This window comes from Amycolatopsis sp. CA-230715, from assembly GCF_018736145.1.
In the GTDB taxonomy this organism is placed as follows: domain Bacteria; phylum Actinomycetota; class Actinomycetes; order Mycobacteriales; family Pseudonocardiaceae; genus Amycolatopsis.
Map to the genome: position 1 here is coordinate 6,556,125 of NZ_CP059997.1, position 17,083 is coordinate 6,573,207.

The following is a 17,083-nucleotide window of genomic DNA, read 5'->3' on the forward strand; positions in this document are numbered from 1 at the left end:
GAAGACGAGCCTCGGCGCCCGGTGCCGCGGTGGTAGTGGTGAATGGTCACCGCGTCGATCAGTCAGGAGAACCCATGACCGCGCGGATCGGAATGCTCGCGGAAGCGGAACGCGCTCGCGCGTGGTTGCGCCGCACCTACGGTGATCGGGTCGTGCTGCGCGACGTCGAGCCGGTGCACGTCGGGCACCGGATGGTGCTGTTCGGCTGCGGCTACCTGGACGACGCCGAGCCGATGCTCGCCGCGACCGTCTGCGTGCCGCGCGACGGTTCGGCTCCGTTCGCGGTCGCCAACGCCGACCCGCTCGACGAAGACCTCAACCTCGGCGGCGGGGCCGATGCCCTCCGGTGGCGTTTGAACGCGAGGAACTGCGTCGTGACGGCCGATGCGGTCCTCGCCGAACGCCCGGCCTGCGCGATGCCGTGGCACCCGGACGACGAGACGCCGGGCTGGTGGGACCGGATGATCGGGGCGCACTTCCCCGGCGCGGAGATCACCACCTGCGCGGGCTGGGACCAGGCGGCGAAGACGATCGCCGAGGGCGGGCGGGGCGCCAGGGCCGTGGTGTGGCTGCGCCGCCGTCTGGCGGGGCGGGAGCTGACCGGTCACCTGCTGTACGCGGAGTACGGAGAAGACGGCGTGATCTTCCTTGACGCTCAACGCGGTTCACCGGCCGACACCGGCGACGAGCTGGCCGACGAACTCGTGGTCGCGAGGTTCGCCGGTGGGCCGGGTTCGAAGGTGGCCGAACTCGTGATCCCGTGGGACATGGCCGCCGTCGATCTTTCCGCCGCCGTGGAGAAGGCCGAGCGATGGCTTGGCGACGCTTACGACGAGGACGTTCAGCTGGTTTCCCCTGGCCCGGAAGACGAACTCGCGCGAGGGTGGTTGTTCGCGGTCACCACCAAGCGCTTCGCGGAAACCGGCGATTGGCGGGAGCAGATGGTGGACGCCGCGCTGGTCGTGCCCAAGGCGGCCGGGCAGGCGCCGTTCGGCTTGCCGAACCGGGATCCGTGGACCTGGCTGAAAGACTGGGATGCCAGGGTGCCGGGCCTCCCGCCGCGGCCCGATCCGGGAACGGCCGCGTGGTACGCCCCGATGCTGGCCGAACTCGGCGGGGCGCGGAGCGTGAGTGCCCATCGGACCTGGGCGGGAGTGCTGGACGAGGTCCAGGAATTCCCGGTGCGGACGCGCACCCTGGTTTGGGTGCGGCGCAAGGACGTCCGGGGCCGGGAATCCGTGGGACAACTGCTGTGGGCCGTGACCGGTGACGAGGGTCCGAGAGTGGTGGACCCACTGGCGCCGGACGGGGAACCACTCCTCGACCCGAATCCGCTGGAGTTGCGGACCATCCAAATCGGCTGACCCCCGCGCGTGAAAGTGCCCCGGACCTCTTCGCGAGGTCCGGGGCGCTGGTCGTTGTGGTTAGTGGGGGGTGGCTTTTTCGGCTCCGGCTCCGGTGAGGGCGCGGACTTCCATTTCGGCGTATTTGGCTTTGTTGTGTTCTTTGGACAGGAGGGTTCCGGCGGCGCCGAGGAGGAAGGAGAGGGGGATGGAGACGATGCCGGGGTTTTCCAGGGGGAACCAGTGGAAGTCGACGCCTTTGATCATGGGTTTGGTGCCGCCGGAGACGGCGGGGGAGAACACGATGAGGATGATGGTGATGCCGAGTCCGCCGTAGATGGACCAGAGGGCGCCTTGGGTGTTGAACCGTTTCCAGAACAGCGAGTAGAGGATGGTGGGCAGGTTCGCGGAGGCGGCGACGGCGAAGGCGAGGGCGACGAGGAAGGCGACGTTCTGGTCTTTGGCCAGGATGCCGCCGATGATCGCGACCGCGCCGATCACCAGAGCGGTGTAGCGGGCGACCCGCACTTCGGCCTTCGAGTCGGTTTTGCCGCGTTTGATGACGTTGGCGTACACGTCGTGCGCGAAGCTGGCGGATGCGGTGATGGTCAGCCCGGCGACGACGGCGAGGATGGTGGCGAAGGCGACCGCGGCGATGAACCCCAACAGAACCGGGCCCCCGAGTGCTTGGGCCAGCAGTGGGGCGGCGGAGTTGACGCCGCCGGGGGCGTTGTTGATCGTGGTGGGCCCGACGAGGGCGCCGGCGCCGTAGCCGAGGACGAGGGTGAACAGGTAGAACACGCCGATCAACCCGATCGCCCAGACGACGGAGCGGCGGGCGTCGCGGGCGGTGGGCACGGTGTAGAAGCGCATCAGCACGTGCGGCAACCCCGCCGTGCCGAGCACCAACGCGATGCCGAGGGAGAGGAAGTCGAGTTTGCTGGTGCCGGTCTTGCCGTACTGCGCCCCCGGGGAGAGCAGGGCCTGGCCTTTGCTCTTGGGCTGGTCCATGGCGTGCTGGAACAGGGTGGAGAGGTTGAACCCGTATTTGCCCAGCACCCAGAGGGTCATGGCGAAGGCGCCGATGATGAGCAGGGCGGCTTTGATGATCTGGACCCAGGTGGTGCCCTTCATGCCGCCGATGAGCACGTAGATGATCATGATGACGCCGACCACGGCGATCACCACGGCCTGCCCGGTGGCGCCGGTGACGCCGAGCAGCAGGTTGACCAGGCCCCCCGCGCCGGCCATCTGGGCGAGCAGGTAGAAGAACGACACGGCGAGGGTGGAGATCGCGGCGGCGGCGCGGACGGGGCGTTGGCGCATGCGGAACGCCAGCACGTCGCCCATGGTGAACTTGCCGGTGTTCCGCAACAACTCCGCCACCAACAACAACGCGACGAGCCAGGCGACGAGGAACCCGATCGAGTACAGGAACCCGTCGTAGCCGTTGATCGCGATCGCCCCCGCGATGCCCAGGAACGACGCGGCCGAGAGGTAGTCGCCGGAGATCGCGATGCCGTTCTGCGGGCCGGTGAACGCCCGCCCCGCGGCGTAGTAGTCCGACGCGGTCTTGGTGTTACGGGAGGCGCGGAACACGATCACCAGGGTGATCGCGACGAACGCCGCGAAAATGGCGATGTTCAGCGTCGGGTTCGACCCCGCCACCCCCGCCGCCAGCACGGTGTGACTCATCGGGCCTCTCCTTCCAGATCAGCACGGATCGTGTCCGCGACCGGGTCCAGCTTCCGATTCGCGTACCGCACGTACAAACCCGTGATCACGAACGTCGACACGAACTGCAACAACCCGAAAACCAACCCCACCGTCACATTCCCGAACAACTTCGTCGCCATGAACCCATGCGCGTAATCCGCCAGCAACACATACGCCAAATACCACACCACGAACACCACCGTCATCGGGAACACGAACACCCGCAACCGACGACGCAACTCCACGAATTCGGCGCTTTCCTGCACGCGTTCCCAGTCGGTCGCGGGCACTTCCGCTTCCGTGCTCATGGGCGTTCTCCCTTCTCTCGTTCCTCGATTCGGGACAACGCCCATGAGGCACAAGTGCGCTGTGTTGTCTGGAGCGATTCCTCCCTGCGGTCGTCACCGCTCATGACAAGCGAGCCTCCTCGCATCGTTGCGATCCGTGTGTGGGGCATCACCGTAGGGAGGCGGGTGATCGACAGGAAGGTTCAGCGGTTCAAACGTCGTGCGATGCGACGAACGGTCGACGAACGGTGCCCAGCGGAGGTCGAATGGACGTCGCGCGGCGGGCGTTCGTCGAGGTGCAGGCGGAGCATCGCGGCCGTCGACCACGACGGCGGCCGCCCGCGCAGCGACACCACGATCATGATCGCGAAGGCCAGCGGCACCGACCACGGCGCGGGCTGCGCCACCAGTATCGCGAGCCAGCCGTCCAGCGGCGGCTCGAACAACGCGGTCACGATCGACCCCGACGACGACAGCAATCCCGCGAGCACACCGGAAATCGCCCCGGCCGCGGTCAGCTTCTGCCACCAGATGCCGAGCACCAGCAGCGGGCAGAACGTCGACGCGGCCACGGTGAAACCCCAGGTCACCAGCACACCCGCGTCCAGCCGCGTGGACGGGAGCGCGAGCAGCACCATGACCGCGGCGGCGAGCACCACGGTGAACCGGAGCTGCCGCAGGCCGCCGCGCAGCAGGTCGTGCGCGATCGCGCCGGACACCACGAGCAGCAGGCCGAGTGAGGTGGCGAGGAAGGCCGCGAACGCGCCCGCGGTCAGCAACGAGGTGAACAGCGTGCCCGTCCATCCACTGTCCACACGGGACGGAAGCGCGACGACGACGGTGTCCGTGGCCCCGGACAGGTACAGCTCCGGCGCGAGCACCCGCCCGAGCAGCCCGTAGATACCGGGGAACAGGTAGAAGATTCCCAGCAGTCCCACCGTGATCGCGGCCGTCCGGCGCGCGGCGCGCCCGTCGGGACTGGTGTGGAACCGCATGAGCACGTGCGGCAGCCCCATCGTGCCGAGCATCGTCGCGAGCAGCACGGCCCACGTGCCGAGCAGCGGATGCCCGGCGCCGTCGAGGTCGAGCAGTGGGCGCTGCCAGTCGGTGCTGCCGAGCGGGGCGTCGCCGCGCACGCCTGGCACGGCGGTGCCGGGCAGGAACACCAGGCGCTGCCCGCCCGGCATCACGAGATCGCCCGGTGGCAGTACGCGCACCGAGCCGTCCGGCGCCTTCGTCGCGGTCGGCGCGGTGATTTCCAGTGTCACCGCGACTTCGAACGACACCGTGGTTTCGTGCGAGAAATGGGTGAATTCCACGGGGTGCAGCGCCGCGTGCCGGTTCTCCGCGCCAGCCTGCACCAGCAACCAGATCGCGGGCACGATGAACAGCACCAGCTTGAGCGCGAACTGGAACGCCTGCACGTAGGTGGCCGCGCGCATGCCGCCGAGCGCGAGCGTCACGCTGACCGCGGTACCGGCGATCACCACGCCGACCCAGTAGGGCGTGCCGCCGACCGCGCTGAGCACCAGGCCCGCGGTGCGGAACTGCGGGACGAGGTACAGCGTGCCGATCACGAGCACCACCACCGCGGCGATCCGGCGCAGCGCGGGGGAAGCCAGCCTCGCCTCGGCGAAGTCCGGCACGGTCAACGCGCCAGACCGCCGCATCGGCGCGGCGACGAGCGCGAGCATGGCGATGTACCCGGCGGTGAACCCGACGGGGTACCAGAGCGCGCCGACGCCGTCCTTCACCATCAGGCCCGAAACACCGAGGAACGAAGCGGCGGAAAGGTATTCGCCCGAGACCGCGGCCGAGTTCAGCAGCGGCGACACCCGGCGCGAGGCGACGAGGAAGTCCGAAGTGGTCCGCATCGCCGCGACCCCGCGCAGCCCGATGAGCAGCGTCATCAGCACCACCGGGGCGACCGAAAGGACGGCGGCCACCGGCTACTCCCGTTCGGCGCGTTCGGCCCGGCGGAGCTGCCAGCGCGCGAGCCAGGCCATCGCCGGGTACGGCACCGCGGCCAGCATCAGCCAGGACAGCGGGATTCCCAGCACCCGCACCGAATCCAGGCCGGGTGCGACGGTGAACGCGACGGTCAGCACCAGCAGGAGCGCGAACATCAGCGCGACGGCGGGCAGCGCGCGGCGGCGCTGCTCGCGGTACAGCCTGGCGGCGCGTTCGGCGTCGGCGGGTTCGAGGGTGGGCACACGCCAACGGCCCGGTGCTCGGCGTCGCGAATGGGCGAGCCGGGTCTGCGGGCTCGTCACGGCGACGCGTTTGATCCGGGTCACGGCGCGCTGCCGAGTTCGCCGTGCTGCGCCGCGTGCAGGAGCCGTTCGCGGAGTTCGCGCGCGTGGCGGCGGCTCACCGGTACGTCACCGGCGTCGGTGTGCGCGAGCAGCCCGCCGACGGAATCGCTGCGCAGCTCCGCGACGGCCCCGATCGCGACCAGGAAACCTCGGTGCACGCGCAGGAAGCCGTGGCCCTCCCAGTACTCCTCCAATCGCGACAGTGGCATGCGGACCACGTGGACACCGCTTTCGGTGTGCAGCCGGACGTAGTCGCCGTGCGCCTCGACGAACCGCACGTCGGCGCGGCGGACGTAGCGGGTGCGGCCACCGCTTTCCACCGGCAGCGCGGCCATCGCGTCCGGCGGCGCCGCTTCCGGTTCCTGCGCGGCCGCCATTTTGACCACTTTGGACAGTGCGGCGGCGAGCCGTTCCGCGCGCACCGGCTTGAGCAGGTAGTCGACCGCGCCGATGCCGTACGCGGCGACGGCGTGCCCGTCGTGCGCGGTGACGAACACGATCACCGGCGGACGGCTCAGCTTCGCCAGCAGCGAAGCGAGTTCGAGGCCGTCGAGCCCCGGCATCGAGATGTCGAGGAACACCGCGTCGAACGGGTCAGCTTGGATCATCTTCAACGCGCTCACCGCGTCGCCCGCCGCTTCCACTTCGGCTACTTCCGCCGCCTCGGCGAGCAGGCGGCACAGCTCGTCGAGCGCGGGCGGGACGTCGTCGACGGCGAGCACTCGCAACCCGGTCACGGCAGCACCCCCGGCTGGAACCTCGGCACCCTGACCACGACCCTGGTCCCCGCGCCTGCCGCGGTTTCCACCACCAGCCCGTACCACGCCCCGTACACGCTGCGGAGCCGTCTGTCCACATTAGCCAGTCCGACGCGGTCGGAGCCGGAGCGCCCGGCGAGGATCGCCTGCGCCCGTTCGGGATCCATGCCCTCCCCGTCGTCCTCCACGCTGATCACGCAGTCGTTCCCTTCCGCCTCGCCGTGCACCTGCACGGTCCCGGTGCCCGACCGCGGCTCGACCCCGTGCCGCACCGCGTTCTCCACCAGCGGCTCCAGCACCAGGTAGGGCACCGCGACCGCGAGGATCTCCGGCGCCACCCTGATCTGCACGCGCAGCCGGTCACCGAGCACGGCCCGTTGCAGCGCGAGGTACGTTTCCACCGCGCGGAACTCCTCGGCGACCATGGTGTACTCACCGTGGCGCGCCAAGCTGTACCGCGTGTAGTCGGCGAAGTCCAGCATGAGATCGCGGGCGCGGTCCGGATCGGACCGCACGAGCGAAGCGATGACGGTCAGTGCGTTGTAGACGAAGTGCGGCGAGATCTCCGCCCGCAGCGCGCGGAGTTCGGCCGCCGCGGCGTGTTCAGCAGACGCTTCCAGGGTGCCGCGCTCCAACGCCTGGATGACGAGATCGGCGGCCTCGCGCACGGCCGCCGCGCCGATGTCGCCCGCGAGCACGAGCGCGCCGACCAGTTCGTCGTGCGCGTGCAGGGGAACCGCGAGCAGCGGCGCGCGCCCGGCTGGCGCTTCGGTGTGCAGTGCCTTGTCGACGAGCGCCGCGGTGCGCGTGTCGTCGGCGGGCCTGCCGGACCAGGTGAGCTGGCCGGACAGATCGGTGAGGCCGACACCGTCCAGTGTGAACAGCCGCCGGAGTCCGTGCGCGGCCCGGCGCGTGCTGCCGCCGCCGAGCCCGTCCTTGAGGTCTTCGGTGATCTTGCGGGCCGCGGCGAGCACCGGCGCCGGGTCGGTCCGCGCCGGTGCGCCGCCGCGCTGACGAAGTGCGGGTACCGGCATGGGCGGAATCCCATCGTCTGCTTCGAGCGCGGTCAGGGGCGAGGACCGATACTAAAGCCTGACGGTTCCACGACGGGTAATCCCGCTTGACGCTGGGGGAGAAGCCATGGCCGCGACCACCGATGCCAATAACGACGCCGTTCCGATTCGCTACCGTTTCGCCCGGCTGGGCACCGAACTCCTCGCCCCGTGGGTGCTCGTGCTGGCGCTGCCGCTGTTGCTCGCCTGGGACGTCACCGGGCACGACCCCGGCCGGGCGCTGCTGTGGGGATCCGTGGTGGGCGTGACCGGATCGCTCATCCCGATGGCGGTGATCGTGCGGGGTGCGAAGGCGGGCCGGTGGCAGACCCACCACGTGACCGACCGCGCGGGCCGGTTGGTGCCGTTCGCCACCGGGTTGGCTTCGCTCGCCGCCGGTTTCCTGCTGATGTTCTTCGGTGGCGCGCCCTACCAGATGCTCGCGCTGTCGATCGCGATGCTCGCGTCGCTGCTCGGCAGCATCGCGATCACGTTCGGCCTGCGGTTCAAGGTGTCCATGCACGCCGCGGTGGCCTCCGGCGCCGCGATCATCCTCGCCATCGGGCACTGGCTCGCGCTCGTCCCGCTGGCGCTTCCGGTCGCGTGGGTGTGCTGGTCGCGGGTCGAGGTCGGCGACCACACCGCGCGCGAAATCCTCGGCGGAGTCGTGCTCGGCGCGGTACTGGGCGGCGGCGGCTACTGGGCCCTGATCACCGCGATGGCTTGACGGCCACCGGTTTTCGCCGGTGGCCGTCCCCGGGTCACGCGGCGTCGGCGGGTCCTTCTTGGACGGTGCCGACGCGCAGGGTGTGCGCGTCCGCCGAAGCGTCGAGAGCGCCGAACTGCCACGGCAGCGTCACCGTCTGGGCCTGGGTGCCCGGCGTGTGCACGGTCAGCGCGGACGGCGTCGCCTGGTCGCCGCGCGCCTCGATCGCGCTCCAGTGCAGCAGCTCGTGCGCCGAGGTGCCCGGCCGGAGGTGGACGACCTGGTCCGGCTGGCCCGCCTCGGGCTCCACGGTCACCCCGGGCGCGCCGTCGAGCGTCACCGGGACGCTGCCCTTGAGCTGGCAGTACTGGCCGTCCTTCGCGGTGAACTGGACCTCGGCGTAGCGCTGGCCCGCGCCGGGGGAACCGGGCACGATCGTGGTGGTGAGCTGGCTGGCGTCGCAGCCTTCGGACGGCATGGCCGAAGCGGACCCGGTGCTGAGAGAGACGGTGGTCAGCGCGGCGCCCAGCACCGCGGCGATGGCGAACCCGGCGTTCTTCTTGCTCATGATCGGTCTCCCTGTAGTCGACTTCGAGGTTGGCGATTTGCCGGATGGCGGCGAACCGCGTAACCCCCTGTCATGGCAAAAGTGCCCGTCACGCTGCGGAGTTACACCCGATCGTGGTCTAGACAACAAGAAAGCAACCCGTGCGCCCGTCGTGCGTCGGCACGGGTGAGGGACGGACTCGGTCAGGCGGGCGCGACCCGGAGCGAGTGGCTGCTGTACCGCGTTCGCAGGAGCGCGCGCAGAAGCGACCGGCCGTGCAGCGACACCCCGTCCTCAATCCACCAGAGGTCCATGCTGAACGCGCCGACCACGAGCGCGCCGACCATCCCGAACACCGTGGTCATGATTCGCGGGCCGTTGTCGGGATCGAAGTCGATCAGTCCCCACCCGGCGAGGAAGACGCACGTGACGGAGGCGGCCGCGGCGACCACCAGGCAGGACGTCCGCCGTCGCCGGGTCGACTGCGCGGCGCGGATGGTGCACGGCACCTCTTCGCCGCAGTACGGGCAGGCCACCTCGCGCACGACCGGTTCGTCCAGTGGGCGCCGCACTTCGATCGGGTACAGCCGCCAGACCACGACGACGTACCTGCCGGGATAGGCACTCCCGCGGGAGAGGGCTTCGTCCAGATGCGCCAGGTGGATGCGGGGAAGATCGCCGACCGGACCGCGCCGGTGCCGGAACGATCGCACGAACTCGGTCGAGCGCAGCCAAGGCGCCAGCGCCGCCGCGCCGAGGAGAACCCCGCCGGTGAGCAAGAGACCGTTCAGCATCCGGCCACGGTAGGCACTTTGTCCGGGAGCGGTCCCGGTTCAGGGGACGACCTCGACCACGTCGCCCTTGCCGAGGCCGTCGAAGAACGCCGCCGAGTCCACAGAGGACAAGTGCACGCAGCCGTGCGAGGGTGTGTCGAGGCTGCCTTCGTGGAACGCGATACCGCCCGCGGCGAAGAACACCGAGTTGGGCATCGGCGTCCCGAACTCGTTGCTCGTCTGGTGGCGGTTCTTCCAGGCGACGCGGAACACGCCGACCGGTGTCGGCTCGGCTACCGAACCGGGTTTGATCGGCACCGGGCCGCGCGCCACCTTCCCGTCGCGCACGAGCCACGCCTTGAGCTGCGACAGGCTCACGCACGCGGCCGCCGTCCGCCCGCACGGTGGCGGGGCGGGCCGGGAGGTGGTGACCGGCGCCGCGCTGGTGGTGATCGGCGCCGCGCTGGTGGTGATCGGCGCCGCGACGGGCGCAGGAGCCACCTTCGGCGGCATGCGGACCTCGGGAGGTGCCGCCGCGCAGGACGTCGTGAACGCCAGTGCCGCCATCGCGCCGGATACCGCCTTCTTCATGAACACCCCTGTCCTCACCTGTGTGGGGATGAAGACGGGGGAGGCCGGGTGAAAAGTTGACCGGTTTCCTTGTCAACCTTTCCCGGCATCGGCTCGTATGGGTCTGTGGGGAAAGGGCGGAGATGACCAGGGGTGATGACAAGTTCGCGGAGTTCGTGCATTCGGCCTCGCCGAAGCTGCTGCACGCCGCGTACCTGCTGACCGGTGATCGGCACCGCGCCGAGGACGCTGTGCAGACAGCGTTGACGCGCACGTATGCGGCGTGGGCGAGGGTGCGTCACTCCGACGCCTACGCCTACACGCGGAAGGTGCTCGCGAACCACGTGATCGACCAGTGGCGCCGCCCGCTGAGGGAGTACGTCACCGAGGAGCCGCCCGATCTCCCCGCGAACGGCGACGTGTCACGGGAGGTGACGCAGAACGTGTGGCTGATGGAGATGCTCTCCGGGCTCACCGGCCGCGAGCGCGCGGTCGTCGTGCTGCGGCACTACTTCGACCTGCCCGAGGCGGAGGTCGCCCGCGAGCTGAAGGTCACCCTCGGCACCGTCAAGCGCACGAACCATCGCGCGCTGGCGAAGCTCCGCGTGCTCGTCACGCCGGAACCGGTTTCCCGCAAGAACGTTGGAGAGCTGTCATGACCGACCTCGAAGAGCTGAAGTCGGCGATGGCCGAAACCGAACCCGAAGACGGGTTCCGGCCACCGGACCTGGCGAAGATCATGGCCGACGGCCGCCGGATCCGGCGACGGCGGCGGATCGCCGTCGGCACCGGCGCGGTCGCGCTGACCGCCGCGGCGCTGGTCGGCATCAGCACCGTCACGCTGCTCCGGGAGCCCGTCGACAACGGCGGCCCGGCGCTCTCGGTCGCCAAGCAGCCGGACGCCCCGGTCTACGAAGAGGCGAAGACCTTCTGGACCGACGCCGCCACCCCGGACGGCTGGCCGATCGCGATGTCGTTCGTGCACGAGGTTCGTCCGGGGGCGGGCGACCGCGGGTTCCCCGCCGGATACTTCATCTCGGTGGGCAGGAAGGTCATGCGCGGACCGCTGACGCGGGACCACATGGTGCCGATCGACCTGACGCCCGGATTCCACCGGATCGAGACGAACGGGCTCTCCTGCGGCTACTTCGTGGGCAGCATGAGGAAAAAGCCTGGTGTGCGGTCGATCCAGGCGACCGCGGACGGCAAGTACCAGGACGCGAAGACCGAGCAGTGGGAGGCCGTGCCGACCATCGTGCTCTTCTGGTTCTCGCCCGGCATCGGTCCCGCGCAGGTCCCGAACCACCGGCTCGAAGCCTACGACTCCGCCGGTGATCTCACCGTGGGCTGACTTCCGCGCAGGCCGCCGCGACGGCATCCGATGCCGCCGCGGTGGCCACTACGACATCACGGCAGCGCGCTGCGCCTCAGCCTTCCCACTTGGGTGCCCAGGTCGGGATCTTCGTCGAGTCGGCGAGGTTCCCCCTCACGCTGGGGTAGAACACCGGCAAGGTGAACTGGCCGCTGAGCGCGGAGGTCTGGCCCGGCGGGATCGACACCGCGGAGTTCTCCACCGGCAGCCCCTGGCCCGAGGCGTCGGCGTACACGTTGTCCCCGGGCTGCCCGTTCGAAATCGCCAGCGCGTAAGTTCCGTCGGTCGCGCTGCGCAGCACGGAGATCGTCCGCCCGGCGAAGGTCGTCGAATCCATCTGGCCCTTCGGCGAAAAGACGTTCGAAGGGTGCGTCGTCGCACCAGCCAGAGGGCTGGTGAGGGCCAGCACGGCCGCACTGACGCCGACGATCACGCTCGCTCGCTTACCATTCATTGTTTGACACCATCAATCTTGTCGAGTGCATCGCACTGCTGCCGAACCCGCTTACCGACGCTTTTATTGCGATTTCGCAGTCCGCGCGGTCCGAAAAACCACGGGAGTGTGGTCGCGGTTTCGGAGAGCAAGGGCAGTTCTGCCCGAATGAGCCGATTGACGATCGGTCACCGCAGACCAGTGGTCTGCCATCCCCAGTCGCTGGACGAGCGTGTAAGCCCAGTGTCGTGTAATCCCTGGGGTTTGTAACCCCAGGGTGCTGCCGGGTCGACTCCCAGCGCTGGCTCAACCGCTCATCGAAGCAGAATTTCGCTCAGGCGCACATCTTTCGCCTGGGCGACGGTGTTGTCTCGGTCGTTCGATCCCCCAATGCTTATTGTGTAAGACTCACACAGTATAAGCGTAGTTGGTTAGCCGCGGCAAGGCGTTGCCCGTTTCGCGCGGTACGCCCGGACGGTGAACGAATGTCGAATGGCGCCTGTTTTCGCTGCCCCGCGGCGAAATAAGACCTCGTTTTTCCGCTGGCTCCCGCCGGGCCGGGGGCCAGGCGGGGCGAAGGGGACGAGGGAACGACCCTTCACCCCGCCTGACGTCTGGTCACGCCGACGCGCGCTCTCGGATGATCGCTTCGATGTCCTCGAGGATGTCCCGGCACGCGTGGCAGCTGTAGCAGTCTTCGGTGTTCCGGTTTCGCTTCTTCTTTTCGGTGGGCAGCTTGTAGGTCATCCCGCACAGCGTCTGCACGATCTCGCCGGGGTAGTAGATCCCCGGCCGCCGCGGCCAGTGCCGGACCCCGCCGACGATGGGGAGCCGCGTCCCGTTGCCCATGTCCTCGCCCTTGTCGATGCCCTTGTCGATCTCTGGATGGTCGATGTGCCCGTCACCGCTGCGACCCCACGCCATCGGTGTCGCCTCCGCTCACTTACCGGCTGTGTCTGTGTGGCTACGACCATAAAACGTATCGATACACTTTGCAAGTTCGAGATGAACATGCTCGTCAGGCGCGGTACGATCGGTCCATGCCTCAGACACTCCGGTTGCGCAAGCTCGGCAAGGAGCTGAACGCGCTCCGCACCGCCGCGAAGATCTCCGACCAGCGGGCCGCGGACGAACTCGGCTGCTCGGCGGCGAAGATCCGGCACATCGAGTCCGGCCGGAACGCGGCGCGGAAGGCCGAGTTGAAGGTGCTCCTCGACCTCTACGGCGCCGAGCCCGAGGTCTACGAACCGCTCGAAGAGCTGCGGCGCGAAGGCGCGCAACGCGGCTGGTGGGCGACTTACGGCTTACCGGTGTGGCTCCAGGCGTACGTCGGCATGGAGAACGAGGCGACCGAGATCCGCGTCTTCGAACTGGAATCGGTCACCGCGCTACTCCAAACCAGGGAGTACGCCCGTGCGATCCACGAGCAACTTGAAACCGAAGCGGTCAACAAGATGGTCGATGCGCGCATCCGGCGGCAGAGCATCCTGACCAAGGCGGCTCCCGTGAAACTCCGCGTGACCATGTCGGAGTCGGCGATACGCCGTGCCGCGGTGATCCCGGACGGCGGGGCGGAACAGCTCCGGCACTTGATCACGATGTCGCGGAAACCCAATGTCGATCTTCGCATCCTGCCGTTCTCTGCCGGGTTGCATCCCAGCATGAGCGGGTCGTTCCACTTGCTGCGCTTCGATCCGGAAGTCTCGCCACCCGCGGCCTACCAGGAGTACGCCGTGGGTGGTCATCTCGTGGATGAAGACAGTGTCGTAGCTACACTCGATGGTGTATTCGAGACGGCCACCGCGAGCGCGCTCGGTGCGCGAGACAGCGTCCGTTTGATCGAGCGCATCGCGCGCGAGGCGGAGACGGGACGAGGGAATGAACGAAGCAAGGTGGCGAAAGAGTAGCTACAGCGGCCCGCAGAACAACTGCGTGGAGGTGGCCACGGCCCGCACGGCCGTCGGCGTGCGCGACACGAAGGACCGCGCGGGCGGGCGGCTTGACGTCGAGCCGGAGGCTTGGTCCGCCTTCGTGGACGCACTGGCCAACTAGCCTGCCGGGAGGGAAGGGCCCTGAACCGTCACGGTTCCGGGCCCTTCCCGCTTTTCCGGCGGTGCTACGCGTGGTGATCGTAGGCGCGCAGGAATGCCTTGACCCCATCGCCGACCGCGGCGTCGAACTGTTTGGCGGACGGCTTCCGCGCGTCCGCCGCGCGGAACTGCACCTCGTACGTGCTCAAGGCCATGAAGTGGTGGGCGGCGCGCACCGGATCGTCGATGCGGAGCGCGGTCAGCTTCTCCAGGCGCCGCGCGAGCAATGCGACGACACGCCCCGGCCCGCGCTCGCGCCAGCTCGACACGAGTTCCGGGTGACGGGTGGCTTCGGTGCTCATCAGCTGGCGCAGCGCCGTCACTTCGGGATCGAGGTGGCAACCGGCCAGCTTTCGCCCGAAGACGACCAGATCGTGCTCGAAATCGCCGGGGTCGTCGGGGAATTCGTCGAGTGCGGCCAGCATGTCCGCGTTGACCCGGTCGAACGCTTCCTCGAACGCGGCGAGGAACAGCGCCTCCTTGTCCGCGAGGTGGTTGTAGACGGTGCGCTTGGCCACGTCGGCCAGCGCCGCGATCTCGTCGACGCTGGCGCGTTCGTACCCCTCGCGCAGGAACACCTCCGCGGCCGCGCGCAGGATCGCCGCTCGCTTCCGTGGTCGCCCAGGCACGGTTCCCCTCTCTCGCCGATCGCTTGTCAAAGTATACCGCAGAGGTTAATTTGCACTCATGAGTGCAAATACGTCGGAGCGGGTGGACCTGCCCCTCCTCAGGCTCGGCGCGGTTCTCGTGCTGGGCGCGTTCATGGCGTTGCTGGACGCGACGATCGTCAACGTCGGCCTCGACTCGCTGGCCACCGAGTTCCGGGTGCCGCTCGGCACGGCCCAGTGGGCGATCACCGGGTACCTGCTCGCCGTGTCGGTGGCGATCCCGGTCAGCGGGTGGGCCGTGGACCGGTTCGGCGGGCGCGTGGTGTGGCTCGTCGCGGCCGGGCTGTTCACCATCGGCTCGCTGGCCGCGGGCTGTTCGTGGTCGACCGGAAGCCTGGTCGGATTCCGGGTGCTGCAAGGGTTCGGGGGCGGCATGCTGGAGCCGGTGACCCAAGTGGTCGTCGCCGCGGCGGCCGGACCGCGCCGGGTGGGGCGCATGATGGGTTTGATCTCGGTGCCGCTGATGCTCGCGCCCGCGGCGGGGCCGGTGCTCGGCGGGCTTCTCCTCGACCAGCTCGGCTGGCGCTGGCTGTTCCTGGTCAACGTCCCGGTCGGCGTCGTCGCGATGCTGCTCGCTCTCCGGTACGTGCCGCGCGACTCGCCGCGCGGCGCCACGGCACGGCTCGACCTGGCCGGTCTGGTGCTGCTCGCATCCGGTTTCGCCGCACTCGTCATCGCGCTGGCCCAACGGGAACCGGTGGCACTGGTGGTGGGGATCGCGTTGCTCGCGGCCTACGTCGCCCACGCCCTGTTGGCCCGGACCGCGCCCTTGCTCGATCCGCGCATGTTCGCGTCACGCGGTTTCGCCGCGACCGCCGTGGCGATGCTGCTCGTCGGCGTGGTCGTGTTCGGCACGATGTTCCTGTTGCCGCTCTACGCGCAGACCGTACGCGGTCACGACGCCATGGTCGCGGGGCTTCTCCTCGCACCACAGGGAATCGGGGGCATGCTGGGCATGCCGCTCGCGGGGCGGCTCGCCGACCGCATCCCGCCACGCCGCCTGGTCCCGCTCGCGCTCGCGTTGCTGGCGCTGACCACGGTGCCGTACATGGTGCTCGACGAGGGGACCAGCGAGGTCTGGCTCGCCTGCGTCCTGTTCGTCCGAGGGGTCGCACTGACCGCGGTCGTCGCGCCGCTGCTCGCCTCGATCTACCGCACGGTCACCCCCGACCAAGCGCCACGCGCGACCGCCGCGATCTACATCCTCAACCAGATCGGTGGTTCGCTCGGCACCGCACTGCTGGCCACGGTCGTTGTCGCGAGCGGGTTCGGCGACGCGTTCACCTGGCTGCTGGGGTTCACCGCCGCCGCCTTCGTCGCGTCACTGCTGCTCCCCGGGAAGATGGCGGGCGAGGTGCGAGCGTGAAAGGGTCCCGGAGCCGAACTGGCGCCGGGACCCTTTCGCTTCTCTCACATCGAATCCAGTGCCCCGAGAGTCACTTTCGGGGCACTAGGCTCAACATTGCTGCTTGTAGAAGAACTGCTGGTTCGCATCCATGTCGGCCTTCGTGATCGAGTGCAGCCCGGCGGTGATGTTCCGCGTGGTCGGCTTGCCGGTGATCGCGGCGACGGCCTGCTGCACGCCCTGCTGGCCGATCGACGCCGGGTCCTGCGCGATCAGGCCCTGGTACTCGCCCTTGCGCAGGCCCTCGACCTCCGACGGCGAGGCGTCGAAGCCGATCAGGTTGACCTGCCCGACCTTGCCCGCGTTGCGCAGGCCGGTCGCGGCGCCCTCACCGGTGTTGAGGTTGGTCGCGAAGATCCCGATCAGGTCCGGAGTGGACGCCAGCGCGGCGGTCACCTTCGACGCGGCCTGGTCCGGCTCGTTCTGGGTGAACTGCGCGCCGACCGACTTCAGGTTCGGGTGGTTCTTCAGCTCGTCCGCGAAACCCTGCGCGCGGGCGTTCGTGGTCGACGTGCCCGCGATGGTGTCGAGCACCAGCACCGAGCCCTTCTTGTCGCCGACCAGCTTCGCCAGCGTCTGGGCCGCGAGCTTGCCGCCCTCGGCGTTGTTCGACGAGATCGACGAGACCGCGACGCCGGTGTCCTTCAGCGACGTGTCCACCTCGACGATCTTGGTGCCGCGGTTCTTCACCTGCTCGATCGGCGCCTGCATCGCGGTGTCGTCGGTCGGCGCGATCAGCAGCCCGGCAGGCGGCGCGGAGCCGAGCGCGTTGACCTTTTCGGTCTGCATGGCCGCGTCGAACTTCTGCGGCGCCTGCGTGTCCAATGTGTACCCGAGCTTCTGCGCCTCGGCCTGCGCGCCGCACTGCATCGAGATGTAGAACGGCTCCGCCTGCACACCGGGGATCAGGGTGAGCTTCTTGTTGTCCGGAGTGGACGCGGCGCCGCCGTCACCGGAACCGCCGACCTGGCCACCACCGCACGCGGCGACGAGCGCGGCGACCGCGAACGCGGAGCCCGCGGCGAACAAGGACTTGCTCAACTTCATC

At 69.1% G+C, this 17,083-nt stretch carries 20 protein-coding genes; 7 read left to right on the plus strand and 13 right to left on the minus strand.

Going from position 1 to position 17,083, the window contains the following annotated elements; genetic code table 11:
• Positions 1-74: 74 nt before the first annotated feature.
• On the plus strand, positions 75-1,364 hold the full coding sequence (locus HUW46_RS31230) for a YrhB domain-containing protein (protein ID WP_254125063.1): 1,290 nt from the start codon (positions 75-77) through the stop codon (positions 1,362-1,364).
• Between the two features lie 60 nt (positions 1,365-1,424).
• On the opposite strand, the gene HUW46_RS31235 is transcribed toward HUW46_RS31230, so the two are convergent.
• From HUW46_RS31235 to HUW46_RS31260, 6 genes are all read right to left on the minus strand, one after another.
• A complete protein-coding gene (locus HUW46_RS31235; RefSeq protein WP_215542352.1) occupies positions 1,425-3,038 on the minus strand; it encodes a solute symporter family protein in 1,614 nt (537 codons plus the stop codon).
• Entirely contained in the window at positions 3,035-3,367 is a 333-nt protein-coding gene (locus HUW46_RS31240) for a DUF485 domain-containing protein (RefSeq protein ID WP_215542353.1), read from the minus strand. The genes HUW46_RS31235 and HUW46_RS31240 overlap by 4 nt, the downstream gene beginning before the upstream one ends.
• Positions 3,368-3,549: 182 nt before the next feature.
• Complete coding sequence (locus HUW46_RS31245) at positions 3,550-5,292, minus strand: sodium/solute symporter (RefSeq protein ID WP_215542354.1); 1,743 nt, start codon at positions 5,290-5,292, stop codon at positions 3,550-3,552.
• A gap of 3 nt (positions 5,293-5,295) precedes the next feature.
• Positions 5,296-5,643, minus strand: coding sequence for a hypothetical protein (locus tag HUW46_RS31250; protein WP_215542355.1), 348 nt, complete (start codon positions 5,641-5,643; stop codon positions 5,296-5,298).
• Positions 5,640-6,398, minus strand: a complete 759-nt coding sequence (locus tag HUW46_RS31255) for a LytR/AlgR family response regulator transcription factor (protein WP_215542356.1) — start codon at positions 6,396-6,398, stop codon at positions 5,640-5,642. The genes HUW46_RS31250 and HUW46_RS31255 overlap by 4 nt, the downstream gene beginning before the upstream one ends.
• Complete coding sequence (locus tag HUW46_RS31260; RefSeq protein WP_215542357.1) at positions 6,395-7,453, minus strand: sensor histidine kinase; 1,059 nt, start codon at positions 7,451-7,453, stop codon at positions 6,395-6,397. The genes HUW46_RS31255 and HUW46_RS31260 overlap by 4 nt, the downstream gene beginning before the upstream one ends.
• Before the next feature lie 106 nt (positions 7,454-7,559).
• On the opposite strand from HUW46_RS31260, the gene HUW46_RS31265 reads away from it, so the two are divergent.
• Positions 7,560-8,198, plus strand: a complete 639-nt coding sequence (locus tag HUW46_RS31265) for a hypothetical protein (protein WP_215542358.1) — start codon at positions 7,560-7,562, stop codon at positions 8,196-8,198.
• 34 nt (positions 8,199-8,232) lie between these two features.
• Here HUW46_RS31265 and HUW46_RS31270 read toward each other — a convergent pair whose 3' ends face one another.
• The 3 genes from HUW46_RS31270 to HUW46_RS31280 form a co-directional block, all read right to left on the minus strand.
• A complete protein-coding gene (locus tag HUW46_RS31270; protein WP_215542359.1) occupies positions 8,233-8,745 on the minus strand; it encodes a DUF4232 domain-containing protein in 513 nt (170 codons plus the stop codon).
• Positions 8,746-8,927: 182 nt separating this feature from the next.
• Positions 8,928-9,518, minus strand: a complete 591-nt coding sequence (locus HUW46_RS31275) for a hypothetical protein (protein WP_215542360.1) — start codon at positions 9,516-9,518, stop codon at positions 8,928-8,930.
• Positions 9,519-9,557: 39 nt separating this feature from the next.
• Positions 9,558-10,088, minus strand: a complete 531-nt coding sequence (locus HUW46_RS31280) for a L,D-transpeptidase (RefSeq protein ID WP_215542361.1) — start codon at positions 10,086-10,088, stop codon at positions 9,558-9,560.
• 122 nt (positions 10,089-10,210) lie between these two features.
• On the opposite strand from HUW46_RS31280, the gene HUW46_RS31285 reads away from it, so the two are divergent.
• Positions 10,211-10,726, plus strand: a complete 516-nt coding sequence (locus tag HUW46_RS31285) for a SigE family RNA polymerase sigma factor (protein ID WP_215542362.1) — start codon at positions 10,211-10,213, stop codon at positions 10,724-10,726.
• On the plus strand, positions 10,723-11,418 hold the full coding sequence (locus HUW46_RS31290) for a hypothetical protein (RefSeq protein ID WP_215542363.1): 696 nt from the start codon (positions 10,723-10,725) through the stop codon (positions 11,416-11,418). Before HUW46_RS31285 ends, HUW46_RS31290 begins: the two co-directional genes overlap by 4 nt.
• Before the next feature lie 76 nt (positions 11,419-11,494).
• Here HUW46_RS31290 and HUW46_RS31295 read toward each other — a convergent pair whose 3' ends face one another.
• Both HUW46_RS31295 and HUW46_RS31300 read right to left on the minus strand, forming a co-directional pair.
• Positions 11,495-11,893 (minus strand): hypothetical protein, encoded by a 399-nt coding sequence (locus HUW46_RS31295; RefSeq protein ID WP_215542364.1) that lies wholly within the window; start codon positions 11,891-11,893, stop codon positions 11,495-11,497.
• A 597-nt stretch (positions 11,894-12,490) separates the two neighbouring features.
• Positions 12,491-12,796, minus strand: a complete 306-nt coding sequence (locus HUW46_RS31300; RefSeq protein ID WP_215542365.1) for a hypothetical protein — start codon at positions 12,794-12,796, stop codon at positions 12,491-12,493.
• 116 nt (positions 12,797-12,912) lie between these two features.
• Between HUW46_RS31300 and HUW46_RS31305 the strand changes: the two genes are divergently transcribed.
• Positions 12,913-13,779 carry a helix-turn-helix domain-containing protein gene (locus tag HUW46_RS31305; RefSeq protein WP_215542366.1) on the plus strand — a complete coding sequence of 289 codons (867 nt, stop codon included), beginning with the start codon at positions 12,913-12,915 and terminating at the stop codon, positions 13,777-13,779.
• A gap of 25 nt (positions 13,780-13,804) precedes the next feature.
• A complete protein-coding gene (locus tag HUW46_RS31310; RefSeq protein WP_331477159.1) occupies positions 13,805-13,924 on the plus strand; it encodes a DUF397 domain-containing protein in 120 nt (39 codons plus the stop codon).
• 64 nt (positions 13,925-13,988) lie between these two features.
• Here the strand turns inward: HUW46_RS31310 and HUW46_RS31315 are convergent, their stop codons facing one another.
• The gene (locus HUW46_RS31315; protein ID WP_215542368.1) at positions 13,989-14,591 is read right to left on the minus strand and encodes a TetR/AcrR family transcriptional regulator; all 603 of its coding nucleotides are present in this window, start codon (positions 14,589-14,591) and stop codon (positions 13,989-13,991) included.
• Between the two features lie 58 nt (positions 14,592-14,649).
• Here HUW46_RS31315 and HUW46_RS31320 point away from each other — a divergent pair, with 58 nt between their 5' ends.
• The gene (locus tag HUW46_RS31320) at positions 14,650-15,996 is read left to right on the plus strand and encodes a DHA2 family efflux MFS transporter permease subunit (RefSeq protein WP_215542369.1); all 1,347 of its coding nucleotides are present in this window, start codon (positions 14,650-14,652) and stop codon (positions 15,994-15,996) included.
• A 90-nt stretch (positions 15,997-16,086) separates the two neighbouring features.
• On the opposite strand, the gene HUW46_RS31325 is transcribed toward HUW46_RS31320, so the two are convergent.
• A complete protein-coding gene (locus HUW46_RS31325; protein WP_215542370.1) occupies positions 16,087-17,082 on the minus strand; it encodes an ABC transporter substrate-binding protein in 996 nt (331 codons plus the stop codon).
• Between the last annotated feature and the right edge of the window lies 1 nt (position 17,083).